Source organism: Saccharothrix sp. ST-888 (assembly GCF_000955975.1).
Classification (GTDB): Bacteria; Actinomycetota; Actinomycetes; order Streptomycetales; family Streptomycetaceae; genus Kitasatospora.
The window spans coordinates 1-25,815 of the sequence record NZ_JYJF01000109.1; the positions used below are offsets into that span (position 1 = coordinate 1).

The window sequence follows — 25,815 nt, forward strand, 5'->3', positions numbered from 1 at the left end:
GCGCCTCCGGCCGCGGCGGGCAGCCGGGCACGTAGACGTCGACCGGGATGATCTGGTCCACGCCCTTGGTGACGGAGTACGAGTCCCAGTAGGGGCCGCCCGAGTTGGAGCAGGCGCCGAAGGAGATCACGTACTTGGGCTCGGGCATCTGCTCGTAGAGGCGCTTGACGGCCGGGGCCATCTTGTCGGTCACCGTGCCCGAGACGATCATCAGATCGGCCTGGCGCGGTCCCGGCGCGAACGGGATGACACCCATCCGGATGAAGTCGTGTTTGGCCATCGACGCGGCGATGAACTCGATCGCGCAGCAGGCGAGGCCGAAGTTGAAGCACCAGAGGCTGTAGCGGCGCCCCCAGTTGAGCACCACCTTCACCGGGTCCGGCGCGAGCCGGGCCAGCGGGCCGAGCCGGCGCGGCTCGACCGCACCCGGACGTGCCGGGTCGGGCAGGCCGAGCGGGACCGGTCCGTCGGCGGAGCCGTGCGAGTGGCTGTGCGTCACGCTGTGCGTCACGTTGCGGGTCACGTCCATTCCAGAACGCCCTTCCTCCAGGCATAGAGCAGCCCGACTGCGAGGAAACCGATGAAGACGAACATCTCCACCAGGGTGGCCATACCGAACCCGGCGGCGGCGAAGACCGTCGCCCAGGGGAAGAGATAGATCGCGTCGACGGCGAAGATCACGTACAGGAAGGCGTAGACGTAGTAGCGGACCTGGGTGTGTGCCCAGTCCGCACCGACCGGGTCGACGCCGCACTCGTAGGTGAGCAGCTTCTCCGCCGAGTACACCACCGGCCGCAGCAGGCGGTTGGCGGTGAAGGCCACCGCGACGAAGAGCACGCCGACGACGGCCAGCAGGCCCACCGCCGCGTACGCGTCGAAGTAACCGCCGCCCACGGCGGGGTCGGCAGCGGCCAGCGGCCCCTCCATACTTCTTCGCCTCCAGATCGACTATGGCCCCACCACTACCGGTGGGCTCGCTCTGCCTCTTTTTACGCGCTCATAACCATCGCTACGGCGCGAGTCTAAGCGCAGCGATGTACTCTCCCCACACCCTGCCCGATCTTCAAGACATCTGATGGACACCGGCCGGGACACCGCCTCCTCCCGGCGCCTCTCCGTCAGGTCGGTCGGGCGGTGGGGATAACCCCCTGGCACGGACGCCGATCACCCCCATGGCCCTGGACCCCGTCGGCCCGGAATGCTGGTACCCAACAGTCCACCGAGAGGGCCAACACCATGAACGACGCGCCGCCGAGCCGACCGCCGACCCGCCCCCCGCTGTACGGGGCGACGATGTGGCGCCAGGTGCAGCACCTGCTGCTGAACCTGCCGATCGGTGTCGCCGGCTTCGCCTTCACGGTAGTCGCGCTCGCCGCCGGACTGGGACTCTCCGTCACGGTGATCGGGCTGCCGCTGCTCGCCGCCGGACTGCTCGGCTGCCGGAGTCTCGGCGCGCTGGCCCGCCGCCGGGCCCGGGCCGGTCTGGACCTCGACGTCCCCGCGCCGGGTCCTGTGGTGGTCTCCCGGCCCGGTCTGGCGGGCTGGGTGATCGCGGTGGTGACCGACTGGCTGAACTGGCGCTCCGCGCTCTACTCGGTCCTGCTGCTGCCCTGGGGCATCCTCAGCTTCACCCTGACCCTGGTGCTGCTGGTGGTCGGCTGGCCGGTGCTGCCCTGGGCGGTGCGCTTCCTCGGTGCGGTGGACCGGATGCTGACCGGCAGCCTGCTCGCCCCGGGAGCGCTCACCGAACGGGTGAAGGAGCTGGAGGACGACCGCGGCGCGGTGGTCGACACCGCCGCCGCCGACCTGCGCCGGATCGAGCGCGACCTGCACGACGGCGCCCAGGCCCGGCTGGTCGCCCTGGCCATGGACCTCGGCCTCGCCAAGGAGAAGCTGGCCGACTCCGCCGAGGCACCGGACCCCGAGGGCGTCCAGGCCGCCGCGAAGATGGTGGGCGCCGCGCACGGCGAGGTGAAGCTGGCCCTCCAGGAGCTGCGCGACCTCGCCCGGGGCATCCACCCGGCCGTGCTGACCGACCGCGGCCTCGATGCCGCGCTGTCGGCGGTCGCCGCCCGCTGCACCGTCCCCGGCGGGGTCAAGGTGCACGTCGACCTCGAACGCCCGGACGGCACCGTGCAGCGGCCGGACTCGGCGGTCGAGGGCATCGCCTACTTCACGGTGAGCGAGCTGCTGACCAACATCTCCAAGCACTCCGGTGCCCGCACCGCCACGGTGGACGTCTGGCGGTCCGCCGACCGGCTGATGGTCCAGGTCCAGGACGACGGCAGGGGCGGCGCCGCCGCCTACCCGGGCGGCGGCCTGGCCGGCCTCGGCGAGCGGATCGGCGCGGTGGACGGGCTCTTCCTGGTGAACAGCCCGGAGGGCGGCCCGACCAGCGTCACCGTCGAGCTCCCCTGGCGGACCAGGGCACGCTGACACCCCGCACCGGACACGGCCGGGCCCGGCAGCCACCACCCTTGCGCGGTGCGGCTGCCGGGCCCGGGGTCGCAACGGGGGCTCGGCGCCCGGGGCCCGGTGCTGCGGGCGGCTGATGCGCCCGGCCGGCCCCGGCTCCTCCGGCCGGCTCAGCCCTCCAGGGTGCCGAGGGTGACGTCGGCGGTCCTGCTCTGGCCGTCCCGCACATAGCCGACGGTGACCTTGCTGCCCGGCTGGAGCGAGGCCAGCGCGGTGGTCAGCCCGCCGAGCGAGGTGATGTCGCTGTCGCCCAGCTTGGTGATCACATCGCCCGCCTGGAGCCCCGCCGCGGCGGCCGGGCCGCCCGCGGTGGTGCCGACCACGACGGCACCCGCGGGCCGGAAGTCGGAGTTGAAGTACGTCCTGGCGGTGATGCCGAGGGCGGCCCGGCCGGAGTTGGTGACCTTGCCCTCCTTGATCAGCTGGTCGGCGATGCTGATGACGGTGACGGCGGGGATCGCGAAGCCGATGCCCGGTGCGGCGCTGCCGTTGGCCTCCTGGTCCACGGCGGCCAGCGTGTTGATGCCGATCACCTGGCTGTTCAGATTGACCAGCGCGCCGCCGCTGTTGCCCGGGTTGATGGCGGCCGAGGTCTGCACCATGTTGCCGATGGTGGCGCCCTGCGAGTCGGGGCTCCTCGGCTCGGTGACGGTCCGGCCGATGGCCGAGACGATCCCCTGGGTGACGCTGGAGGAGAGCCCGAGCGGGCTGCCCATGGCCAGGGTGATCTGGCCGACCTCGACCTTGCCGCTGTCCCCGAAGGCGGCCGGCCTGAGCCCGCCCGGCGGGCTGCTCAGCCGGATCACCGCGAGGTCGGAGTCGGGGTAGCTGGCGACCAGGGTGGCGTCCAGGCTCTTGGTGCTGTTGGCCAGGCTGACGGAGAAGGTCTGGGCGGCGCCGACCACATGGGCGTTGGTGACGATGTCGCCCTTGGTGTCGTACACGATGCCGGAGCCGAGGCCGCTGGGGGTGGTGATCTGCACCACCGAGGGCAGGACGTTGCTGATGACCTTCTGGTAGTCCTCCTGCAGCTGCAACCCGCCGTTGCCGGAGGGGAGGGCGGAGCCCGACGGGCTGGCGGAGGACGAGGAGGCGGTCGAGGAGGACGAGGCGCCGCCGGTGCAGCCGCTCGCCAGCAGGCCGGCCAGCGTGAGGGCGGCTGCCGCAGGCAGCAGTCTCGGACCGGTGGGGCGGGGGCCGGCCGGAATCGGACGGGTGGGTTCCGTCTTGGGGTGCATCTTGGGCTGCCTCCGGTTCCGGACACGGTGAAGCTGCGGCGAACGGCCGAACTTTGTCAGCATTTCACCGCTATGTCCGATTTGCCGGAGCGACGCGCCTGAGCGGACCATCCCCGGAGAGCAGGGAGCGTTAGGCGTCCAGGAGGTCGAAGAGCTGCTCCCAGCGGGCCGTCACCTGCTCGGGCGAGTAGCGGACGATCGCCTCGCGCGCCTTCTCCGCCATGGTGTCGCGCAGCTCCCGGTCGTCCATCAGACGGCCGAGCTGGCGGGCCAGGGCGGCGGTGTTGCCGGTCGGCGCGAGCAGGCCGTCCTCGCCGTCCCGGATGATCTCGCGGACACCCGGCGCGCAGTCGAACGACACGCAGGGCACGCCGCAGGCCATGGCCTCCATCAGCGAGATCGGGAAGCCCTCGCCGCGCGAGGACATCGCGAAGACCGAGGCCCCGGCCAGCGCGCCCGGCACGTCGTCGGTCCGCCCGGGGAACTCCACCGAGTCGTCCAGGCCGAGTTCGGTGCACTGCGCCCGCAGCGCCGCCTCCTCCTCGCCCAGGCCGTAGATCTTCAGCTGCCAGCCGGGCCGCCGGTCCACGACCGCCGCCCAGGTCTCCAGCAGCAGGTCGTAGCCCTTCTCCTGGGCCAGTCGCCCGATGCTGACCACGGTCTTTCCGGCCGGCGGCACCGTCTCGGGCAGCGGGAAGGGCAGCGGGTTGGGGATGCCGCAGGCGCTGTTCATGCCGTCGCGGATCCAGGCGTCGGCGTCCTCCTCGGTGAGCGCCACCAGCCGGTCCACGTCCGCGTAGTAGCGCTTGACCCGGCCGTACCGGGAGCTGGCGCGGCAGGTCTCGTACGACTCGTGGGTCATGCCGATCACCTGAAGGCCCTTCAGGTCGGCCTGCGCCACCCACTCCATCGCCCAGACCTGGGTGACGACGACCACCGCGCCGGGGCGGGCCTCCTGGAACATCCGGCTCATCCGGGCGGCGGCCTCGCGCACCCCGGCCGAGCGCCGCGCCTCCTGGCGGCGGGCCTTGGCGTCGAGGTGCTGCCAGGGGTGGCGCGGGGTCCACGCGGACGGCGGGCGCTCGCGGTAGAGGGTGGTCATGCCGTACGGCAGGTCGTCGCCGAAGTCCTTGTGCAGGACGGCGGGGGCGATGCCGATCAGCTGCACCCGGTGGCCCTCGGCGCTGAGCAGCTCGGCCATCCGGTGCGACCAGCTGGCGACACCGCCGAGCTCGTCCACGCTGTTGCTGACGATGAAGATGTCGCGGCTCATCGACCGGCCTCCTGCTCCGTCTCGGCACCGGGTGCTGCGGGCGCCCCGGGCGCGCTCCGTGCGCCGAACATCAGATCGGCGATCCGCGCCGCCGCGTCGCCCTGGTCGTACTCGCCGTACTCGGCCACGAACTGCCGCCGGGCGTCCGCGTACTCCTTGCCGACCAGGTCCAGGTCGCCGAGCGCCTCGTAGAGCTCCCCGGCATCGCGCAGCACCGGGCCCGGCGCCTCCCGCAGCAGGTCGAAGTAGGTGCCGCGGACGTCCTCGGCGTACTCCTCCCAGTCGTAGGCGAAGAAGAGCATCGGCCGGTCCAGCAGCGCGTAGTCGAACATCAGTGACGAGTAGTCGGTGATCAGCGCGTCCGCCATCAGGTAGAGCGGGGTCACCTCCTGGACGGCGGAGACGTCGATCACCCTGCCGTCCACCGAGGGCGGCAGCACCACCTTGTTGAGGTAGTGGCAGCGCACCAGCAGGGTCATCCGGTCGCCGAAGCGCTCGGCGAACTCCTCGACGTCAAAGGGCAGTTCGAAGGGCCGGACCCGGCCGGACGCATCCGCGCGGAAGGTCGGCGCATAGAGCACCACCGGCTTGGTCAGGTCGATGCCGAGCTCACCGGCCAGCTGGCGGTCCTTGGCCGTGCCCTCGAACCGCAGGACGTCGTTGCGCGGGTAGCCGACCCGCAGCAGCCGGTCCTCGCCGATCCGGTACGCGGGCGCCAGGGTGCGCACATCGTGCTCGGAGCGGACCACGAAGTGGTCGAAGCGGTTCAGCCCGGCCAGGTACTGGGCCTGCTGGTCGGGGGTCTGCCGCTTGACCGAGGCCAGGTCGAAGCCCATCTTCTTGAGCGCCGAGCCGTGCCAGGTCTGGATGTAGGTGGTCTCCGGCCGCTTGCGCAGCCGGTACGGGAAGCCCTGGTTGTCGACCCAGAACTCGGCCTGGGCGAGCGCCCGCAGGTACTCCCAGGACCAGCGCTTCACCAGGGTGGCACCGGACGGGAACCCCGCCGAGCTGCCCGCGTACGACCAGACGGCCTTCATCGGCGCGCCGCGCCGCACCAGCTCCTCGTAGACCGCGCGCGGGTTGTCGCTGAACTGCTTGCCCTGGTGGCTCTCGAAGACCACCTGGCCCTTGACCACCGGCAGCCGGTGCAGCAGCCGGTGGTAGACCTTCAGCTTGGTGTCGCCGTTGTTCAGCTGCCGCTTGAGCCTGAGCGCGCCGCGCAGGGTGCGGCGGGCCCGGTCCATCGCGGTGTTGGCGATCGGGCCCGCCTCGCCGCGCATGGCGCGCTCGATCAGGTCGCTGCCCCTGCGGGCCATGCCGCCCTCGGCGGTCAGCTCGAAGGCGAGGTGGCCGCGGGCGGAGCGGTGCGGCTCCAGGCGGTCGCCGGTGAGCCGGGTGAGCCGGGGGCGGACCGGCGGGGTGGGGGGTGCGGCCAGGTCGATGTCCCCGACCGTGAGCCGGGTGCCGGTGCGCTCGCCGTTCACGGTGAGCACGCAGCGGACGTCCCAGACGCCGTCGATCACACCGAGCGGCCGCAGCGCCTTGGCCAGGTCCGCGGTGCCGGACCAGACGATGCCGTCACCGTCGTGCCTGACCTCGCCGACCGGGAAGGTGGACTTCGACTTGATCGTCTTGCGGCGGGCGGTGAACTCCAGCCGGGCGGAGATCTTGGCGTCGGCCGGGATCCGGCCGAGCGGGTTGACGATCCGGCCGGCCAGCTCGACGCCCTGCGGCCCGACGGCGTAGCGGGTGAGCTGGTTGCGCAGGAAGAGCTGGCCGAGCGCCTTGGCGTGGTAGCCGTGGTCGGTCACCTCCAGGACCCGGCGGCCCTCGGGGTCGTCCAGGTGACCGCCGCACCAGAAGATCCGGCCGTCCTGCTCCACCAGCGGGCTGGCGAGCTTGTCCCGGTTGAGCAGGGTGTCGATGGCCGGGAGCAGGTTCTCCCAGTCGTCCCGGGACAGCAGGTAGGCGCAGATCCGCTGGATGGAGGGGCTCTCGACGACCGCCTCCGGGTCCAGGCCCGCCAGGTAGGCGCGGGCGTGCTCGGCGAACTCCTGGCGGAAGTCCTCCGGCAGGAACGGCAGGTCGCGCAGGTGCAGCACCAGGTCGTGCTTGAGGAACTTCAGGTCCTTGCGGTACTTGAGCTCGACCATGCCGCGGTCGGCGAGCATCGCGTCGATCCGGCGGTGGATCTCCAGCCGGTCGGTGAAGTTGCGGATCTCGTGGCGGCGGTTGGAGAGCGAGGCCCCGCCCTTGTCCTTGGACTGCGGCCACTGGTCCCAGAAGTAGACCCGGTTGGGGATCAGGGTGATCCGCTCGGCGGCCAGGTACGCCTGCGAGGAGAAGAGCAGGTCCTCGTAGAGGATGCCGAGCGGGAACTGCAGCCCGGCCCGGGTCAGGAAGCTGCGCCGGTACGCCTTGTTGGTCGAGAGGGTGTCCCAGACCAGCAGGTCGGGCAGTTCGGTGATGGAGTCCAGGGTCCGGGTGCGCGAGTAGATCCAGGGGTACCAGCGGTCGGTCTTGCCGTTCCGGTTGCCGACGAAGCGGCGGACGCTCAGACCCGAGACCAGCTCCGCGCCGGTCCGCATCCCCGCCTCGTACAGGTTGCGGCAGGCGTGGTCGTCCAGCTCGTCGTCACTGTCCAGGAACATCACGAACTCGCCCCGCGCCTCGGCGATGCCGTGGTTGCGCGGGCCGCCGCAGCCGCCGCTGTTCTCCGGCAGGCGCAGCGCCCTGACCCGTCCGGGGTGCTCGGCGGCGAGCCGCTGGGCGACCGCGAAGCTGTCGTCGGTGGAGCAGTCGTCCACGACGAGCACCTCGACGCCCCGCAGCGACTGGCGCAGGGCGGAGTCGACGGCCCGTGGCAGCCGGGCTGCGTCGTTGTAGACGATCACGATGATGCTGACCAGCGGCGTCGCCTGGCTGGAGGGCATGGAACGAGGGTCCTTGTCGTCGGTGAGCACAGCTCCCGGCAGCGCCGGGACCTCGGGCGTTGTCGACCGGCGGCGGACCACCGGGCGATGTCCGCTTGGCAGGACATGGTGCGGATCCCTGAGGAGTCCCGTAAATTCTGCCATCCGCCGGACCCGCCGCCGCCCACCGGCCGGTGCGGTGCCCGGCTCAGCCCCTGCGGGCCAGCGCGCGGCGCAACCGGCTGCGGACGACCTCCCAGCCGCCGCGGACGCCGTCGGCGACCCGCAGGCCCAGCTCGCCGTTCCCGGTCTCGTACACCTGGACCAGGGCGATCCTGGCGGGCGGGCGGAACACCACGTGCCGCTTGGCGGGCGTCGCCGAGCGGACCGCCGTGAGGGCGCGGCTGCCGTCGGCGTAGCGGACCTTGACCCGCATCGCCCAGGCGGTCATCTCGCCGACGTCCCGCAGTTCGAAGCTGTCCACCGAGGTGGTGGCGATCCAGCCGTCCTCGGGGTGCGCGGTCAGCTGGAGCGGGTAGCGGATGGTCAGCGGCGGGCCGACCCTGGTGCGCAGCTCCAGCATGGCGCCGACCGGCTCGGCGGCGGAGACCAGTCCGTACGCGTCGTGCACCCGCAGCCGCACCGCGCAGGAGGCGGCGAGCCGGACCACGCCGTCCACGGCCAGCGGCAGCTGGGCCGGGGGCAGCTCGGTGAGGCCGGTCAGCGGGACGCCCTCGGCCAGCTCCGGGCGGCCGTCGGCGTCGACCGGGTACGGCGGGGCGAGCCGCGGCGGGTTGGCGGCGAGCTCGCCCATCCGGCGCAGCTCGGCGCCGGTGACCGGTTCGGGGCGGGCCAGCAGCAGCTCGGCGACCCAGCGGCCGGCGGGGGTGGCGGCGGCCAGCGCGGCGGGCTCGAAGGAGCTCAGGTGGGCGCGGGCGATCTGCCACCACTCGGCCCGGTACCCGGCGGGCTTGTGGCGTAGCTCACGGACGTACATCCGCAGATCGTGGTCGACGAACTTGGTCCGGGCCGCGCGGGCCAGCTCGGGCTGGCCGGCGTCGAGCAGGATCCGGACCACCTCGGTGTGCGCGTCCACCCGGTCCTGCCAGTTGCGGACCTCGTCGCGGCGGAGCGAGATGGACTGCCGCCCGGCGGCGCGGCGGACGTGCCAGAGGTAGACGGTGTCCGCGATCGCGACCAGCCGGGGCCGGGCGGAGTAGAGCAGGGCGGTGAAGACGAAGTCCTCGTAGTGCACCGCGCCCTCGGCGAAGCGCACCTGGTGGCGGTCGAGGAAGTCGCGCTCGTAGAGCTTGTTGACGCTGAGCGTGTCGCGCAGGAACTCCGGCCGGCCGCCGATGCCGTCGTAGCGCTCGGGCGGCGCGCCGTCCGCCGGGAAGAGGTCGCGCTGCCAGGGCGAATCGGTGCCCGCCGGGAGCTCGCGGCGGACGCAGACACCCGCGACCACCTCGGCCCGCTCGGCGACGGCGGTGTCCAGCAGGGTGCGGGCAGCGTCGGGCGGCAGCACGTCGTCGCTGTCCAGCAGCATCACGTACTGCTCGCGCGCGGCGGACAGCCCCTGGTTGCGCGGGGTGCCGCAGCCGCCGCTGTTCTCCGTCCTGGTGAGGACCCTCACCCGGCTGTCCGCAGCCGCCAGCCGGGCCAGCCGCTCCGGGGTGGCGTCGGTGGAGGCGTCGTCCACCACGACGACCTCGGCGACCGCCTCGCCCTGGGAGAGCGCGGACCGGACGGCGGTGGCAATCCGCTCGGCGTCGTTGAAGACGATCACCACGACGCTGACCCGAGGAGGTTTGCCGAAAGTGCTACTGGCCATTCGGGCCCCTACCCCCTCCATCACAGCCATTATCCGCGTCACTCAGGGGAAGGGACGGGCCGCCCGGTGATCCCAATAATCGCTTGCGATCGTACCGGACCGTGCATGTCAGCCGTCCGATTCCCCCGAGGTGCCGGACGCGCCCGTCCCCCGGGGGTCCGCTCCGGGCCGACCGCGCCGTCGGCACCCGGCATAGGATTCCCGGCATGACATGGTTGATCACCGGCGGAGCCGGTTACATCGGCGGACATGTGGTGCACCAACTGGTCGCGGCCGGTGAGCGGGTCGTGGTGCTGGACGACCTGAGCAGCGGTTCCCGGGACCGGCTGCCCGAGGGCGTGCCCCTGGTGGTCGGCTCGACCCTGGACCGGGCCGCCCTCGACGAGGCGCTGCGCGCCCACGAGGTCACCGGTGTGCTGCACATCGCTGCGAAGAAGCAGGTCGGCGAGTCCGTGGCCGAGCCGCTGCACTACTACCTGGAGAACGTGGAGGGCCTGCGCACGGTGCTGGCCGCCTCGGTCGCGGCAGGCGTGAAGAAGGTGCTGTTCTCCTCCTCCGCCGCCGTGTACGGGATGCCGGACGTGGATCTGGTGACCGAGGACACGCCCTGCGCGCCGATCAACCCCTACGGCGAGACCAAGCTGGTCGGCGAGTGGCTGCTGGACGCCTCCGCCAAGGCGTACGGCCTCTCCACGGTGTCGCTGCGCTACTTCAACGTCGCGGGCGCGGCCTCACCGGTGCTGGCCGACGACGGCGTCACCAACCTCGTCCCGATGGTCTTCCAGCGGCTGACGGACGGGCAGCCGCCGCTGATCTTCGGCGCCGACTACCCGACCCCGGACGGCACCTGCATCCGCGACTTCATCCACGTCTCGGACATCGCCTCCGCGCACGTCGCGGCCGTGAAGCGGCTCAACGCCGCCACCGAGCCGGTCAGCCTGACCCTCAACATCGGGCGCGGCGAGGGCGTGTCGGTCAGCGAGATGCTCGCCGTGATCGCCCGGATCACCGGGCGGGACATCGCCCCGGAGGTCACCCCGCGCCGTCCCGGCGACCCGGCCCGGGTGGTGGCCGCCGCCGACCTGATCCGCAAGGAGCTCGGCTGGACGGCCGAGTACGACGTCGACACCATGGTCACCTCCGCCTGGGAGGGCTGGCTCACCCGCCACCCGGAGGCCCGCCGGGGCTGAAACCCGATCCCGTCAGGGGCGCGGGGAACCGCGCGAACGACCAGGCACCTCCGTAGAGGGCTGGTAGCGCAGTTCCCCGCGCCCCTGGAGCTCACCCCGGAAGGGATCTCACCCCTGGGGGACGGCGGTGCCGTAGAAGGCGTCCAGGGCGTAGACGCAGCGGTCCTTGCTGCCGACGAAGACCCGGCCGCCGATCGCCACCGGGGAGCCGGTCAGCTCGCCCTTGGTGCCGAGCTCCCAGCGCAGGCGTCCGGAGGCCAGGTCCAGGGTGTGCAGCGAGTGGTCCCGACTGCCGAGGTGGACCAGGCCGTCCGCGACCGCCGGGGAGCCGACGATCTCGCCCCTGGCGGTGTAGCGCCAGCGCTCCTGGCCCGAGGCGGTGTCGAAGGCGTGCAGGGTGTCCCCGGCCCCGACCAGGGCGGTGCCGTCGGCGACCACCACCGGTTCGGCGCCCTGCCGGCTGCCGGTGCGGCCGCGCCAGCGCTCCCGCCCGCTCGCCGCGTCCAGCGCGTACACGGTGCCGAGGTAGTCCGCGACGTACACCGAGCCGCCGTCCAGCGAGGGCGGGGTGAAGAGCACCACGGCGGCGTCGAAGCGCCACCGCTCCCGCCCGGAGGCGGCGTCCAGCGCGTGCACCCGGTGGCCCGCCGTGACGTACAGCACTCCGGAGCGCTCGACCGGCCGGGACGGGACGTCCTCGCCGACCGGCACCGACCAGCGCACTCCGCCGCCGCGCGGATCGACGCAGTGCAGCCGCCCGCCGCCGTGGTAGTACAGCGCACCGGCCACCAGTGCGGGGCCGGACTGCGGGTTCTCGTAGTCCTGCTGCGCGTCGTCGGCGCGCCACAGCTCGGCGCCGGTCGCCGCCGAGCGCAGCTGGACACCGCCGCCTCTGATGCCGCAGCAGAGCACGCCGCCGGCGGCGTCCAGCGAGTACACCCACCCGTCCAGGGAGCTGCGCCAGCGCTCGGTGCCGCCGGCGACGTCCACGGTGTACAGGTGCGGGCCGTCGGCGGCGTGCACCCGGCCGGAGTCCACGGTGAGGGCCCAGGCCACGTCGCGGGTCTTGTAGCGGCGCTGCCCGGAGCCGATGTCGAGGGCGTGCACCTCGAAGCTGGAGACGAACAGGGTGCCGTCGGCGACCACCGGGGTGCCCCAGACGTCGTTGGACATCCGGAACCGCCAGGGCCGCCAGCGGGTCGCCGGGGGCGGGGTGGTGCGGCGCACCCAGTCCGTCCCGGCCCCGGCCGGGTCGGCCGTGCCGGTCTGGTCGGCGCGCGGTCCCGGCCCTATCCGCACGGCCGCGCCGGAGAGCTGCACCTCGGCCGAGCCCTGGCCGGCCGGCGGCCGGCGGCGGGCGGCCAGCTTCTCGGTGGCCACCTCCTCGTCGAAGACGCCGCTGCGGGCGGGCGGCTGCGGGGGTGCCATCGGCGGCGCGGGCGGCCGGGGCGGCACCACCGGGGCCGGTGGCGCGGGCGGCGGGGGCGGCGCGGCCGGGCGGCGGCCGCGCTTCTGCTCGATCAGGGCTATGGCGCTGGCGGGCAGCCAGTCCCCCGCGTCACCGGAGGCGTCGTCCCGGGAGAAAAGGTGCGGGGCCAGCTCGGACTGGATCTGAGCGGGCGTCGGCCGGTGCTCGGCCGCGGGCCGCATGCAGGCCCGCACCAGGTCGACCAGCTCGACCGGCAGTCCGGAGAGGTCCGGCTGGTCGCGCAGCAGCTGAAAGACCGTCTCGACGGGGTTGCCGCCCCGGTAGGGCGGGTGCCCGGTGGCGCAGAAGACCAGCAGCGAGCCGAGCGAGTAGACATCGCTGGCCCCGGTCACGCTGCGGCTGTCCCTGGCCTGCTCGGGGGACATGTAGGCGGGGGTGCCGACGGCGACGTTGGTCATGGTGAGCCGGGCGCTGGAGACTCCGGCGGCGATCCCGAAGTCGATCACGCGCGGCCCGTCCTCGACCACCAGCACGTTGGACGGCTTGAGGTCGCGGTGCACCAGGCCGGCCGCGTGGATCGACTGCAGGGCCTCGGCGATCCCGGCGATCAGCCAGCGCACCGCGTCCACCGGCAGCGGCCCGCACTCGGTGACCAGGTCCTCCAGGGAGGGCGCGGGCACGTACGCGGTGGCCAGCCAGGGCACCGGCGCGTCGGCGTCGGCATCCACCACCGCCGCCGCGTAGAAGCCGCCGACCGTCTTGGCGGCGGCGATCTCGCGGGCGAAGCGGACCCGGAACAGCTCGTCCTCGGCCAGCTCCCCCCGGACGGTCTTGATGGCCACCCGTCGGCCGGACGCCGACCGCGCCAGGTAGACCAGGCCCATCCCGCCCGCGCCGAGCCGCCCCAGCACCTCGAAGGGCCCGATCCGCCTCGGATCGTGCGCCGTCAGCTGGTCCACTCCGCTGCCTCCTCCCCGTATGCGGCAACCCTGACCGGGTCGCCGCCCCGATTCTCCAATGCCCGCCCCGCCGGATCCAATCTCCCCCGCCAGTGACACGCCCAGGCCACGGCGGCCCGACTGCCTTCCGGAGCCGACCCTGACGATCACTCTGAGCGACCCGACCACCCCTCAGCCGACCCGCCGTCACGCTGTGGGGTCATCAGCACACGGGGGGGCTTCGGATGCGCTCCGAATATCACTCCGAGCGCCCGGATCAACGCTGCGAACCGCCCCCGGGCGGAGTAATAGTCGCATCACCGAATCGCGACAAGATCGTGCCACGGTAAGCTGACGGCATGACAGGACAAGTTCGCACCGTCGACGGTCGCGTCGCCGGGCGACGCGGACAGGAGACGCGGCAGAAGCTGCTCGACTGCCTCCGCGAGATGCTCAGCACGTCGCCTTACCGGGACGTCAAGGTCATCGACGTCGCCCGTATGGCGGGTACCTCCCCCGCGACCTTCTACCAGTACTTCCCGGATGTCGAGGGCGCAGTCCTCGAGATCGCCGAGGAAATGGCCGAGGACAGCGCCGGGCTCAAAGAGCTCGTCGATGGAAAGTCCTGGGCAGGAAAGACCGGCTTCGCCACTTCGGAAGAACTGGTGGACGGATTCCTTGCCTTCTGGCGCAAGAACGATGCCATTCTCCGAGTCGTTACTCTCGGTGCAGCCGAGGGGGACAAGCGGTTCTTCAAGATTCGCATGAAGGTCCTCAACTCGGTGGTGTCGCCCCTCACCGACGCCGTCAGGGCGAACCAGGGCAAGACCGACAAGACGGTCGATCCGGCCGCCGTCTCGGGCGCGCTGGTCTCTCTGCTGGCCTCGGCGGCGGAGCATTCGAAGGCCTTCACCTCGTGGGGCGTCAAGGTCAAGGACCTCAAGCCGAATCTGGCTCTGCAGGTCTACTTGGGCGTCACCGGTAAGAAGCCGCCCAGGTAACAGCTGTCCCACCACCCACCCAGCGCGCAACTCCGGCCTCCTGTCCGGGGTGCGTCGGACGGCGGTTGTGTCCTCGGGGGAGGTTCGCCGACGTGCCGCGACGCGCTTGAGACGACTGTGGGGCGGTCGGAATCGGGAGATTCCGACCGCCCCACGGCTATGCCGTGGCCCGGTCACGGGCAGCGTACGACCTGTCCCGCGTAGGCCAGCCCGCCGCCGAAGCCGAAGAGCAGCACCGGGTCGCCGGAGCGCAGCTCACCGCGCTCCACCAGCTTGCTCAGCGCCAGCGGGATGGAGGCCGCCGAGGTGTTGCCGGAGTCCACCACGTCGCGGGCCACCACCGCGTCCGGCGCCCCCAGCTTCTTGGCGATGGCGTCGATGATCCGCAGGTTGGCCTGGTGCGCGACGAAGCCCTTGAGCTCGGAGGGGTCCAGACCGGCCTTCAGGCAGGTCTCCCTGGCCAGCGGCGCGATCTTGGTGGTGGCCCAGCGGAAGACCGCCTGGCCCTGCTGGCTGATGGTGGGGTCCCAGCCGGTGATCACCACGGCGTCGGTCTTCTCCGGCTCGGTGCCCCAGACCACCGGGCCGATCCCGGCCTGCTCGTCCGGGACCGCCTCCAGCACGGCCGCGCCCGCTCCGTCACCGAAGATCACGCAGGTGCTGCGGTCGGTCCAGTCGATGGTGTCGGACATCCGCTCGGCGCCGATCACCAGCGCCCGGGTCGCCGCCCCGGCCCGGATCGCGTGGTCGGCGGTCGCCAGCGCGTACGAGAAGCCCGAGCAGACCGTGTTGATGTCGTACGCGGCCGGCCCGGGCACCCCGAGGCGGGCGGCGACCGAGGCGGCCGTGAAGGGGCTGCGCTCGACGGCGGTACAGGTGGCCACGACCACCAGGTCGATCCCGTCGGCCGACCGGCCGCCGTTGGCCAGCGCCTTCTGGGCCGCCTCGGTGGCGAGGTCGACCAGGGTCTCCTCGACCGCGATGTGCCGGGTGCGGATGCCGACCCGGCTGCGGATCCACTCGTCGTCGGTATCGACCAGCTTCGCCAGGTCGTCGTTGGTGAGGACCTTGGGCGGCTGGTAGTGGCCGAGCGACACGATTCTGGAGGCGGTCATACTGCCACTCAACCCGGTTACCGGCCGGTCCGCCCCTCACGTCCCGGTACAACGTCGCAGGCCGGAACCTGTAGAGGACGGACAACGCCCCTTGCGGCGAAAGGGCCGGTCAGGTCGCCAGGGTCGCCGAGTCCGCCATCGCGATCATCGGATGGGCGGCCGGATCCAGGGTCTTGAGCAACTCGATCATCTTGTCCTCGGGCAGCGAGACACAGCCGTGCGTCGGCCCGCCGTGGTCCACGTGCAGCCAGATGCCGCCGCCCTTGGACTTGCCGTCGGGGAAGCGGCCGTCCAGCGGGGAGACGCCCTGCACCCGGTTGTAGTTGATCGCCACCACGTAGTCGAAGGACCCGGCCAGCTGCTCGCCCTCGAAACCGGTGCCGCCCACCACGAAGTGGGAGTCCTGGTCGTACGGGAGCTTGCTGCCCGGATCCGCCTTGCGGCCGCCCGCGTCGGTCAGCGAGAAGACCCCGATCGGGCTGTGCAGGTCGTCCGCGTGCTTGTCGGTGGTCCAGCCCTTGTAGGCGTTGTGGCCCTGCCAGGCGGTACCGGGCCGCCAGCGGTTGTCGGGCGTCCGGGTCCACAGGGTGACCGTGGTCTCGGAGGAGTTCCGCTCCTTGCCGGAGGCCACCACCAGCTGGTTGGTCTGCGCCGGCACCTTGGCGGTGAAGGTCGGGCCCAGGCCCGGGATGGCGGCGTAGGTGCCGTCGGAGCGGTCCGAGCGGCTGGCGGCGGCCGGGTCGTTGCGGACCACCCCCGCCTGGGTCGTACCGCCGTCGGCCGACGAGGAATCAGCCTCCGGCTTGTCAGGGGCGCCCGCCGCGGTCGGGTGCGGGGAACCGCCACCGCCCGGGCCCACCGTGAACCAGCCCGCGGTGGCCGCCAGCAGCATCGCCGTACCGCCCATCAGCGCCTTGCCCCGGCGCTTGCGCGGCTTGCGCCGGTGTCCGCGCGGACGGCCGGCCTCACCCCCGCGGCCGTGCACTGCCTCGGGGGCGGCCTCGGCATAGGGCTGGACGATGACACGATGGGAACCGGACATGCTGACGATCCTTCCAAAACCCGCGGGGTGATCGGTACCCGTGGCGTGTGGTGAGCCTGTGAGCATCGGCACACCGTGGTGCGCCGACTGCCCTGCCCTCAGACGCTGTGGACCCTCCGGGCGGTTGAGCCCGGAGGGTCCACAGCAGCTGTGATCAGAGTCGCATCGCCTGCGGGGTCTCGCGGCGCCGCAGGTCGGGGCCGTCGTACTCGCGGATGACCTCGTAGCGGGTGTTGCGCTCGACCGGGCGGAAGCCCGCGTCCCGGATGAGGTCGAGCAGGTCGTCGCGGCCGAGCTTGTTCGGGGTGCCGAAGTTGTCCGCGTCATGGGTGATCTTGTACTCGACCACCGAGCCGTCCATGTCGTCCGCGCCGTGGCTGAGCGCCAGCTGGGCGGTGGTGACGCCGTGCATCACCCAGAAGACCTTGACGTGCGGGACGTTGTCGAACAGCAGCCGGGAGACCGCGAAGGTCTTCAGCGCCTCGGCGCCGGTGGCCATCTCGGTACGCTCCATCAGCCGGTTGCGGACCACGCCGTCCTTGGAGTCGTGGAAGTCGTGCTGGTAGCGCAGCGGGATGAAGACCTGGAAACCGCCGGTCTCGTCCTGCAGCTCACGCAGCCGCAGCACGTGGTCGACCCGGTGCCTGGGCTCCTCGATGTGCCCGTACAGCATGGTGCACGGGGTCTTCAGGCCCTTCTCGTGCGCCAGCCGGTGGATCCGCGACCAGTCCTCCCAGTGGGTCTCGTGGTCGACGATGTGCTGGCGGACCTCCCAGTCGAAGATCTCCGCGCCGCCACCGGTCAGCGACTCCAGGCCGGCGTCGATCAGCTCGTCCAGGATCTCGCTCGCCGACAGACCGCTGATCTTCTCGAACCAGTGGATCTCGGTGGCGGTGAACGCCTTCAGCGAGACGTTCGGCAGCGCCGCCTTCAGCTCGCGCAGACTGCGCGGGTAGTACCGCCACGGCAGCGTCGGGTGCAGGCCGTTGACGATGTGCAGCTCGGTGAGGGAGTCCACCTCCATCGCCTTGGCGAGGCGGACGGCCTCCTCGATCCGCATGGTGTACGCGTCCTTCTCGCCCGGCTTGCGCTGGAACGAGCAGTACGCGCAGGAGGCGGAGCAGACGTTGGTCATGTTGAGGTGGCGGTTGACGTTGAAGTGGACGACATCGCCGTTCTTCCGCGTCCGCACATGGTGGGCGAGACCGCCGAGCCAGGCCAGGTCGTCGCTCTCGTAGAGCGCGATGCCGTCCTCACGGGTCAGCCGCTCACCCGCGTAGACCTTCGCCTCCAGCTCGCGCTTGAGCCCTGCGTCCATGCGGTGCCCCGCCTCCTCGATCCTGCCGACCGCCACGCGCGGTCTGGGTGCCGGACCGAGCCTACGCCTGGAGAAGGTCGGCAAGGAGCTTGGGTTCGACGTTGCCGCCGCTCACCACCGCCGCGAAGACCCGGCCGTCCAGCTCCCCGGCCCGGTGGAAGTAGGCGGCCGGAGCCACCGCGCCCGAGGGCTCGGCGACCAGCCGGCCCCGGCGGGCCAACAGCGCCACCGTGTCGCGGATCTCCTGCTCGGAGACCGTCACGATGTCGTCCACGTACGCCTGGAGGTGCTCGAACGGCAGCTCGCCGACGGACGGGGTGCGCAGCCCGTCCGCGATCGTCCGGTAGGTGTCGGCCACCGGCCAGACCGTCAGCTGCCCACGGCGCAGGCTCTCCTGAGCGTCCGCCGCCAGCTCCGGCTCGACCCCGATCACCCGCACACCCGGGCAGGTCAGCTTGAGTGCGGCGGCCACACCCGAGATCAGGCCGCCGCCGCTGACCGGGACCAGCACGGTGTCCAGCTCGTCCGGGGCGTCCTCGCCGATCTCCAGACCGACCGTGCCCTGACCTGCCACGATGTAGGGGTCGTCGTACGGCGGCACCCAGACGTAGCCGTGCTCGGCCGCCAGCCGGCCGGGCAGGGTGTCCCGCTCACCGGGGGCGACCAGGATCACCTCGGCCCCGAAGGCGCGGGTGTTCTCCACCTTGACCGCGGGCGAGGTGTCCGGCATCACGACGACGGCCTTGATGCCGAGCAGCTGCGCCGCGTACGCCACCGCCTGGGCGTGGTTTCCACTCGACTGGGCGACCACGCCGCGGGCCCGCTCGGCCTCGCTCAGCGCGGCCAGCCGGTTGTACGCGCCACGGGTCTTGAACGCCCCGGTCGGCTGCAGGTTCTCCGGCTTCAGCCAGAGCCTGCGCGCACCATCGCGGGCCCATGGACAGGGCAGCAGAGGCGTACGCACCGCGACACCGGCGATCCGCTGCTGCGCGGCGCGCAGCTCCTCCAGGCCGACCAGACCCATGGGCCCCTCCCCGTCCGCTACTCCAGGGCGTCCAGCGGCAGTTCGCTCACCCTGTTCTCCCACTTGGTGGAGAGTACAACCGTGGTCCTGGTCCGGGCTACGCCCTTGGTGCCCGAGAGCCGCTTGACCACCGACTCCAGGCCCTCCACGTCCGGCACCCTGACCTTGAGCATGTACGAGTCGTCACCGGCGATGAACCAGCAGTCCTCGACCTCGGCGAGGTCCTTCAGCCGGTGCGCGACGTCCTCGTGGTCGGCCGCGTCGGTGAGCTGAAGACCGATCAGCGCGGTGACGCCGAACCCCAGCGAGGCCGGGTTGACCGTCGCGCGGTAGCCGGTGATCACACCGGCCTGCTCCAGCCGGTTGATGCGATCCGTCACGCTCGGGCCCGACAGGCCCACCAGGCGACCCAGCTCGGCGTACGAGGCGCGGCCGTTCTCCCTCAGCGCCTGGATGAGCTGTCTGTCAACCGTGTCCATATATCCGCCCGCGTCCTTCCGAACCGCTACAGACCCACAGATCATTATCCGGAATCAAAGGCGCTGCGCGCGGATCAACCCGGATATCGCAAAGAACATACTCTCCCGCACCACGCGGCTTTACGCGCCCATGCCGTTACGCCGTCTTGCCCCCGGAACCGAGCTCGCCCTCCCAGCGCCGGTACAGCCCGTGCGGCACCCCCACGGCGTCCAGCACCCGGCCCGCCACGAAGTCCACCAGCTCACGGGCGGTCGACCCCCCCGCGTAGAAGCCCGGCGAGGCGGGGAGCACCACGGCTCCCTGGGCGTCCAGCTCCACCAGGTGCTTCAGCGTCACCCCATCGAGCGGTGTCTCGCGCACACAGACCACCAGCGGGCGGCGCTCCTTGAGGGTCACGGCCGCCGCACGCTGCAGCAGGTCCTTGCTCAGGCCCAGCGCGATCCCGGCCACCGCACCGGTGGTCGCCGGCACCACCAGCATCCCCTTCGCCGGGTACGAGCCGCTGGACGGGCCGGCCGCGAAGTCGCCCGCCGGCCAGTAGCGGACGTCGGCCAGGTCCTCGACGCCCGTCCAGGCCGTCAGGTCCTCCTGCCAGTGCGCGTCGCGGAACGACACCCCGGTCTCGTCCAGGATGGTCAGCCGCGCCGCCCGGCTCACCACCAGGTCGACCGCCTCGCCCGCCGCCAGCAACGCCCGGACGACGGAGGCGGCGTACGGCGTCCCCGACGCACCCGAGACCCCGACCACCCATGGCTGACGCACCCTCTGCTGCTCCATGCCTCGCACGATAGCCGGGCCACGGCGGAAACCTCTCAGGGGCAAGGACCAGCAGCTCAGGGGCGCGGGGAACTGCGCGGGACGGAAGGCACCGGTGCTGCGGTCGGCGTTCGGAGAGCAGGCTGCAACTGATCCGCCGAGCCCGGCCGGAGGTGAACGCCTTCCGCCTCGCGCAGTTCCCCGCGCCCCTGAGGGTCCACCCTTGCCCCTGAGGATCCGCCCGTGCCCCTGAGGATTGGTTCGCCCCTGCCCCGGACGGCTTGCCGTGTGCGGGAGGATGGCGGGTATGGCGCCGACGCTGATCGACCTCACGCACCCGGTCACCACAGGCATGCCCGTCTATCCCGGGGACCCGGAGGTCGAGCTGCGGCCCGCGCTGACCACCGCGACCGCCGGGGTCAACGTGCTCGGCCTGCACCTGGGTTCGCAGTCGGGTACCCATGTGGACGCCCCGTACCACGTGGACGTCACCTGGCCCACCCTGGACGGGCTGCCGCTGGAGCTGTTCACCGGCCCGGCCGTCGTTGCCGACCTGCGCGGACTCGACCCCCGCACCGGCGTGACGGCCTCGCAGCTCGCGCCCGCGCTGGCGTCGGCCGCCCCCGGCACGATCCTGCTGCTCGCCACCGGCTGGCCCCGGCACTGGGGCACCGACAGGTACCTCGCCCACCCGTGGCTCACCCCCGGGGCGGCGGCGGCGATCGTCGCCGCAGGCGTCCGTACGGTCGGCGTGGACGCCCTCAGCATCGACCCGACCCCCGACCCGGGGCCGGCCGATCCAGCCGTGGCCGCGCTGCTCGCCGACCTCTCGGACGACCACGACCCCGCCGCCGAGGCCGGCACGCTGGCCGCGCACCGGATCCTGCTCGGCTCACCGGGCGGTGCGGTGATCGCCGAGAACCTCACCGACCTGGCCCCGCTGCTGGACGCCCAGGCGGCGGGCCGTCCGATCGAGCTCTCGCTGTTCCCGCTCCGGCTGGTCGCGGCCGACGGTGCCCCGATCCGCGCGGTCGCCCGCCTGGGCTGACCCGCACGCCCCCTCTTGGTCTAGACCATCCTTGGACCGCGCCGCTAGGCTCCCTCCATGGCAGAGATCGTCGGTGTGGTCGAGGCCCTCTGGCGCTACCCGGTCAAGTCCACCGGGGGCGAGCAGTTGGACGCCGTCGAGGTGGACGAACGCGGGCTGGCCGGGGACCGGCTGTACGCGGTCCGGGACGGGGACGGAAAGCTCGGCTCGGGCAAGAACACCCGCCGCTTCCGCCGGATGGACGGCCTGCTGCGGCTCTCCTCCAGACTGGGCAGCCGGCTCGACGCACCCGAACTGCTCGACCCGCTGGGCACCCCCGTCGCCGACCCGAACGCCTTCCTGCGCGCCTACCTCCAGCGCACGGACGTCGAACTGGCCCGCGAGGACGCGATCTCCCACTTCGACCAGCTGCCGGTCAGCGTGCTCAGCACCGCCACCCTGGACTGGGTCCGCCGGGCCGTACCGTCCGCGATCGTGGACGAGCGCCGCTTCCGCCCCAACATCCTGCTGCGGACACCGCCGGGCACCCCGCCGTTCGTCGAGGACGGCTGGTTCGGGCGCGAGGGACGGCTGGCGGGCGGGGCCGGGCTGGCCTTCGTCCGCGCCAGCGAGCGCTGCGCGATGACGGGTACGGCGCAGCCGGGCCTGCCGCACGCCCCCGAGATCCTGAAGGCCATCGCCCAGGCGCACGACACCCGACTGGACGCCCTCGCCGAGGTCAGCCGCCCGGGACGGCTCCGCGTCGGCGACACCGTCGTATTCGCCTGATCCCGAAGAACCGGCCGCTCAGGCGGGGTTCGTGGGCGACAGCAGGCAGAACGGGTGCCCTGCCGGGTCCAGGTAGACCCGCCAGCCCGTCTCGACGTCCATCCGGACCGCGCCGAGCGCCAGGATCCGCTCCTCGGCCTCGTCCAGGTCCTCGACCTCGATGTCGAGGTGCAGCTGCTGCGGGTGCGCCGGGTCCGGCCACATCGGCGGCCGGTAGTCCTCGACCCGCTGGAAGCCGAGCACCATCCCGTCGGGCAGGTGGACGGTCGACCACTCCTCGTCCAGCGACCACCTCGGGTCCGGCCGGTCGATCTCGCCGCCGAACAGGGCGGCGTAGAAGTGCGCCAGCCCGGCCGGGTAGTGGCAGTCCAGCACCACGCACTGCAGCTTGCCGATCATCGTTCCTCCTCGCCGACCGCACCTGCCCCTCTGCTCGGCAGCATAGGCACTGGCAGCGGCAGGTGCGGCCGGAGGTGTCACACTCCCAGGCCCCGGATCACCAGGTCGAGGAGGGCGAACGCGAAGAGCGAGATGCCGACGAACCCGTTGGTGCTGAAGAACGCCCGGTTGAGACGGGAGAGGTCGCCGGGCTTGACGATGCTGTGTTCGTAGACGAAGGCACAGGCCACCACCGCCAGGCCGACCCAGAAGGCCGGGCCCGCGTCGGTGCGGACGGCGTACCAGGCCAGCAGCCCGGTGGTGACGACGTGGCAGGCGCGCGCGCCGTACAGGGCGCCCGCGATGCCGAAGCGGGCCGGGACCGAGCGGACGCCCTCGGCGCGGTCGGCCGCGACGTCCTGGCAGCCGAAGATCAGGTCGAACCCGCCGATCCAGACGCCGACGGCGAGGCCCAGCACCACCGCGTCCCAGGACCAGGTACCGGTGACGGCCAGCCAGGCGCCGATCGGGCCCATCGCCTGCGCGATGCCCAGGATGGCGTGCGGGAAGTCGGTGAACCGCTTGCCGTACGGGTAGACCACCATCGGGACGACGGCGATCGGCGCGAGCAGCAGGCAGAGCGGGTTGAGCGCGGCGGCCGAGCCGAGGAAGACCAGCAGCGCGATCGCCGAACCGGTGTACGCGGTGCGCATCGAGACCGCGCCGGTGACCAGCTCGCGGCCCGCCGTACGGGGGTTGCGGGAGTCGATCTCGCGGTCGATGATCCGGTTCGCGGCCATCGCGAAGGTGCGCAGGCCGACCATGCAGACGGTGACCAGGATCAGCTCGCGCCAGTGCATCCGGCCGTTGTCGCGGAACATCGCGGTGAGCGCGGCGATGTACGCGAAGGGCAGCGCGAAGACCGAGTGCTCGATCATCACCAGCCGGAGGAAGGCCCGGGTCCTGCCCGGTGCGGCGGCAGCGACGCTCACAGCCCGTACTCCTTCCAGCGGCGGGAGACCAGCGCGGCGGTGGCCGGGTCGGAGCTGACCATCTCGGGCCAGCCCCCGTCCCGGGTGTAGCCCTCCTCGGGGAGCTTGCGGGTGGCGTCGATACCCGCCTTGCCACCCCAGAACTGCTGGTAGGAGGCGTGGTCGAGATGGTCGACCGGGCCCTCGACCACGGTCAGGTCACGGCTGTAGTCGACGTTGCCGAAGGCCCGCCAGGCGACCTCCTGGTAATCGTGCACATCGCAGTCGGAGTCCACCACGATGATCAGCTTGGTGAGCGACATCATGTGGGCGCCCCAGATCGCGTGCATCACCTTCTGGGCGTGCTTGGGGTACTTCTTGTCGATCGAGACGATCACGCAGTTGTGGAAGCCGCCGGCCTCGGGCAGGTCGTAGTCGACGATGTCCGGGATGATGATCTTCAGCAGCGGCAGGAAGAAGCGCTCGGTGAACTTGCCGAGCGGACCGTCCTCCGTCGGCGGGCGGCCGACCACGATCGACTGGAGCAGCGGGCGACGGCGCATCGTGACGCAGTCGATCTTCAGCGCCGGGAACGGCTCCTGCGGCGTGTAGAAGCCGGTGTGGTCGCCGAACGGCCCCTCGGGGAGCAGCTCGCCGGGCTCCAGCCAGCCCTCCAGCACCACCTCGGCGTCGGCCGGGACCTGGAGCGGGACGGTCTTGCAGTCCACCATCCGCACCCGCTCGCCGGCCACGAAGCCCGCGAACAGGTACTCGTCGATGTCACCCGGCAGCGGCGCGGTCGCCGCGTACGTCACGACGGGCGGGCAGCCGAAGGCGATCGCGACCGGGAGCCGCTCGCCGCGCCTGGCGGCGACGGCGGCGTGGTTGCGGCTGTCCTTGTGGATCTGCCAGTGCATGCCGATGGTCCGCTTGTCGTGCCGCTGGAGGCGGTAGAGGCCGAGGTTGCGGATACCGGTGTCCGGGTCCTTGGTGTGGGTCAGCCCGAGGTTGAAGAAGGACCCGCCGTCCAGCGGCCAGGTGAACAGCGCGGGCAGCCGGTCCAGGTCGACCTCGTCCCCGGTGAGCACCACCTCCTGGACGGGCGCGTCGCCGGACTTCACGTTCTTCGGCGGCACGTGCGCCATCGACGCCAGCTTGCCGAAGGCGTCCCGGAACCCGGTGAAGCCCTGCGGGAGCTCGGGCTTCAGCAGACCGGCGATCTTCTCCGAGATGTCGTCCGGCGACTTCAGGCCGAGCGCCTTGGCCAGCCGGCGCTCGGTGCCGAAGACGTTCATCGCCAGCGGCATCGAGGCGCCCTTGACGTTCTCGAAGAGCAGCGCCGGACCCTTCGCCTTCTGCACGCGGTCGACGATCTCTCCGATCTCCAGATAGGGGTCGACCTCGGCCTTGATCCGCTTGAGGTCGCCGTCACGTTCCAGTGCCCGGAGAAACGAGCGGAGATCGTCGTATGCCATACGTGTCAGTATCCGACACCGACTACCCTGGGCCCGCCAAGAGGGGCCCACCTCACCGTCGCCCGGGGGAGATCGCCGCTGTGCTGAGGATTCTGCCGCCACTGCTCGTCCTCGCCCTGTGGATCTGGGCGTTCATCGACTGCCTGACCACTCCCGAGCAGGAGGCCCGCCACCTGCCGAAGGTGGCCTGGGTGATCATCGTGCTGCTCTTCCCGCTGGTCGGCTCGATCGCCTGGCTGGTGGCGGGCCGGCAGCGCGCCGCGCGGACGGCGGGCGGTCCGAGCGGCGCCCGGGGCGGGCGGCCGACGGCGCCGGACGACGACCCGGAGTTCCTGGCCTCCCTCGACAAGGAGACTCCCCACAAAGACGCCCGGCACCACGAGGACATGCTCAAGCGGTGGGAGGCGGACCTGCGCCGCCGCGAGGAGGAGCTGCGGGGCAGGGACGAACCAGAGGACGGCCCTCGCCGCTGACCGGTCCCCGACCCGGTGATCTCGTACGCCGAAGGGTCCGTGGCGGCCGCCTGGCGCCTGCGGTCCAGGGCCCGGTGCCGGCCCCGCACCCACCCGTTCGGAGCCCTGCGCCGAGCAGTCCCGCACACCTGTCCGGTTTGGTGCATCCCTACCATCCGGTGCAGCCGCCAGGCCCTTCGGAAGCCTTTCCTCCGCTTTCCCGGCGGACCCGCCGGACTACCTTCCGGGCCCTCCCCGCGCGCCATGGCATCCCTGCTGACCTGCGGAATCGACGTAACGCGCCGCTCACCCCACGTTCACCCCGGTGACGACCCCCGAGCTGCGGGTGACCGGGTCGCCACACATGCTTTCTGTACGGCTTTCACATGTTCTCGGGCCCGACCTTGTACGGAATCGACGCCGAAACCCGGGCCCGAACCCTCGTAGTGTCGTAGGTGAAGAAGTGTTCGCAGCAGCAGCCGCCGCCACCGCAGGCCGGCTGTCGGACAGTTCCCTCACACTTGGAGTGGTTCGAGATGACGGTTCTGCACGAGGCGCCGGTCGGCGACGAGATCCCCGAGATCCCGGCCGATGCGCGCGGGCGGGTGGCCGAGCTGCACGATCTTGGGGAGAAGGTCCGCCGGGGCCCGAGCGAGAAGGCGACCGAGGCGCAGCATGCCAAGGGGAAGCTGACGGCTCGT

22 protein-coding genes are annotated in these 25,815 nt (G+C 71.9%); 6 read left to right on the top strand and 16 right to left on the bottom strand.

Annotated elements, in window-relative coordinates; genetic code table 11:
• Both UK12_RS44810 and UK12_RS26850 read right to left on the bottom strand, forming a co-directional pair.
• Window positions 1–529 (bottom strand): NADH-quinone oxidoreductase subunit B (locus tag UK12_RS44810; RefSeq protein ID WP_063838326.1); only part of this gene is annotated, 529 nt, incomplete at its 3' end.
• Window positions 520–927, bottom strand: coding sequence for an NADH-quinone oxidoreductase subunit A (locus tag UK12_RS26850; RefSeq protein ID WP_045305751.1), 408 nt, complete (start codon window positions 925–927; stop codon window positions 520–522). The genes UK12_RS44810 and UK12_RS26850, both read right to left, overlap by 10 nt.
• Before the next feature lie 309 nt (window positions 928–1,236).
• Here UK12_RS26850 and UK12_RS26855 point away from each other — a divergent pair, with 309 nt between their 5' ends.
• Window positions 1,237–2,436 (top strand): sensor histidine kinase, encoded by a 1,200-nt coding sequence (locus tag UK12_RS26855; protein WP_045305752.1) that lies wholly within the window; start codon window positions 1,237–1,239, stop codon window positions 2,434–2,436.
• Window positions 2,437–2,585: 149 nt separating this feature from the next.
• On the opposite strand, the gene UK12_RS26860 is transcribed toward UK12_RS26855, so the two are convergent.
• The 4 genes from UK12_RS26860 to UK12_RS26875 form a co-directional block, all read right to left on the bottom strand.
• A complete protein-coding gene (locus tag UK12_RS26860) occupies window positions 2,586–3,713 on the bottom strand; it encodes a S1C family serine protease (RefSeq protein ID WP_045305753.1) in 1,128 nt (375 codons plus the stop codon).
• A 130-nt stretch (window positions 3,714–3,843) separates the two neighbouring features.
• Complete coding sequence (locus UK12_RS26865; RefSeq protein ID WP_045305754.1) at window positions 3,844–4,986, bottom strand: glycosyltransferase; 1,143 nt, start codon at window positions 4,984–4,986, stop codon at window positions 3,844–3,846.
• Window positions 4,983–7,919, bottom strand: a complete 2,937-nt coding sequence (locus tag UK12_RS44570) for a bifunctional glycosyltransferase/CDP-glycerol:glycerophosphate glycerophosphotransferase (protein WP_063838327.1) — start codon at window positions 7,917–7,919, stop codon at window positions 4,983–4,985. The genes UK12_RS26865 and UK12_RS44570 overlap by 4 nt, the downstream gene beginning before the upstream one ends.
• 187 nt (window positions 7,920–8,106) lie before the next feature.
• Window positions 8,107–9,729 carry a glycosyltransferase family 2 protein gene (locus UK12_RS26875; protein WP_045305755.1) on the bottom strand — a complete coding sequence of 541 codons (1,623 nt, stop codon included), beginning with the start codon at window positions 9,727–9,729 and terminating at the stop codon, window positions 8,107–8,109.
• A gap of 206 nt (window positions 9,730–9,935) precedes the next feature.
• Here UK12_RS26875 and galE point away from each other — a divergent pair, with 206 nt between their 5' ends.
• Window positions 9,936–10,919 carry a UDP-glucose 4-epimerase GalE gene (gene galE, locus UK12_RS26880; RefSeq protein WP_045305756.1) on the top strand — a complete coding sequence of 328 codons (984 nt, stop codon included), beginning with the start codon at window positions 9,936–9,938 and terminating at the stop codon, window positions 10,917–10,919.
• 108 nt (window positions 10,920–11,027) lie between these two features.
• Here galE and UK12_RS26885 read toward each other — a convergent pair whose 3' ends face one another.
• Window positions 11,028–13,307, bottom strand: a complete 2,280-nt coding sequence (locus tag UK12_RS26885; protein WP_045305757.1) for a serine/threonine-protein kinase — start codon at window positions 13,305–13,307, stop codon at window positions 11,028–11,030.
• Between the two features lie 338 nt (window positions 13,308–13,645).
• On the opposite strand from UK12_RS26885, the gene UK12_RS26890 reads away from it, so the two are divergent.
• The gene (locus tag UK12_RS26890) at window positions 13,646–14,287 is read left to right on the top strand and encodes a TetR family transcriptional regulator (RefSeq protein WP_045305758.1); all 642 of its coding nucleotides are present in this window, start codon (window positions 13,646–13,648) and stop codon (window positions 14,285–14,287) included.
• 173 nt (window positions 14,288–14,460) lie between these two features.
• On the opposite strand, the gene UK12_RS26895 is transcribed toward UK12_RS26890, so the two are convergent.
• The 6 genes from UK12_RS26895 to UK12_RS26920 form a co-directional block, all read right to left on the bottom strand.
• Window positions 14,461–15,402, bottom strand: a complete 942-nt coding sequence (locus UK12_RS26895) for a beta-ketoacyl-ACP synthase III (RefSeq protein ID WP_045305759.1) — start codon at window positions 15,400–15,402, stop codon at window positions 14,461–14,463.
• 109 nt (window positions 15,403–15,511) lie between these two features.
• The gene (locus UK12_RS26900) at window positions 15,512–16,444 is read right to left on the bottom strand and encodes a L,D-transpeptidase family protein (RefSeq protein ID WP_045305760.1); all 933 of its coding nucleotides are present in this window, start codon (window positions 16,442–16,444) and stop codon (window positions 15,512–15,514) included.
• Window positions 16,445–16,598: 154 nt separating this feature from the next.
• Window positions 16,599–17,762: an aminofutalosine synthase MqnE gene (gene mqnE, locus UK12_RS26905; protein WP_045305761.1), complete on the bottom strand. Its 1,164-nt coding sequence runs from the start codon at window positions 17,760–17,762 to the stop codon at window positions 16,599–16,601.
• Window positions 17,763–17,823: 61 nt separating this feature from the next.
• On the bottom strand, window positions 17,824–18,786 hold the full coding sequence (locus UK12_RS26910) for a threonine ammonia-lyase (protein WP_045305762.1): 963 nt from the start codon (window positions 18,784–18,786) through the stop codon (window positions 17,824–17,826).
• 17 nt (window positions 18,787–18,803) lie between these two features.
• Entirely contained in the window at window positions 18,804–19,265 is a 462-nt protein-coding gene (locus tag UK12_RS26915) for an Lrp/AsnC family transcriptional regulator (RefSeq protein ID WP_045305763.1), read from the bottom strand.
• A 136-nt stretch (window positions 19,266–19,401) separates the two neighbouring features.
• Window positions 19,402–20,043 (bottom strand): UbiX family flavin prenyltransferase, encoded by a 642-nt coding sequence (locus tag UK12_RS26920; RefSeq protein ID WP_045305764.1) that lies wholly within the window; start codon window positions 20,041–20,043, stop codon window positions 19,402–19,404.
• A gap of 286 nt (window positions 20,044–20,329) precedes the next feature.
• On the opposite strand from UK12_RS26920, the gene UK12_RS26925 reads away from it, so the two are divergent.
• Together UK12_RS26925 and UK12_RS26930 are read left to right on the top strand one after the other, a co-directional pair.
• Window positions 20,330–21,070, top strand: coding sequence for a cyclase family protein (locus UK12_RS26925; protein ID WP_045305765.1), 741 nt, complete (start codon window positions 20,330–20,332; stop codon window positions 21,068–21,070).
• Window positions 21,071–21,127: 57 nt separating this feature from the next.
• Window positions 21,128–21,838, top strand: coding sequence for an MOSC domain-containing protein (locus UK12_RS26930; RefSeq protein ID WP_045305766.1), 711 nt, complete (start codon window positions 21,128–21,130; stop codon window positions 21,836–21,838).
• An 18-nt stretch (window positions 21,839–21,856) separates the two neighbouring features.
• Here UK12_RS26930 and UK12_RS26935 read toward each other — a convergent pair whose 3' ends face one another.
• From UK12_RS26935 to UK12_RS26945, 3 genes are all read right to left on the bottom strand, one after another.
• Window positions 21,857–22,237: a VOC family protein gene (locus UK12_RS26935; protein ID WP_045305767.1), complete on the bottom strand. Its 381-nt coding sequence runs from the start codon at window positions 22,235–22,237 to the stop codon at window positions 21,857–21,859.
• A gap of 77 nt (window positions 22,238–22,314) precedes the next feature.
• Entirely contained in the window at window positions 22,315–23,208 is an 894-nt protein-coding gene (mqnP, locus tag UK12_RS26940) for a menaquinone biosynthesis prenyltransferase MqnP (RefSeq protein WP_082119986.1), read from the bottom strand.
• Entirely contained in the window at window positions 23,205–24,662 is a 1,458-nt protein-coding gene (locus UK12_RS26945; protein ID WP_045305768.1) for a menaquinone biosynthesis decarboxylase, read from the bottom strand. Before UK12_RS26945 ends, mqnP begins: the two co-directional genes overlap by 4 nt.
• Before the next feature lie 80 nt (window positions 24,663–24,742).
• Here UK12_RS26945 and UK12_RS26950 point away from each other — a divergent pair, with 80 nt between their 5' ends.
• On the top strand, window positions 24,743–25,135 hold the full coding sequence (locus tag UK12_RS26950; RefSeq protein ID WP_045305769.1) for a PLD nuclease N-terminal domain-containing protein: 393 nt from the start codon (window positions 24,743–24,745) through the stop codon (window positions 25,133–25,135).
• Window positions 25,136–25,815 lie beyond the last annotated feature (680 nt).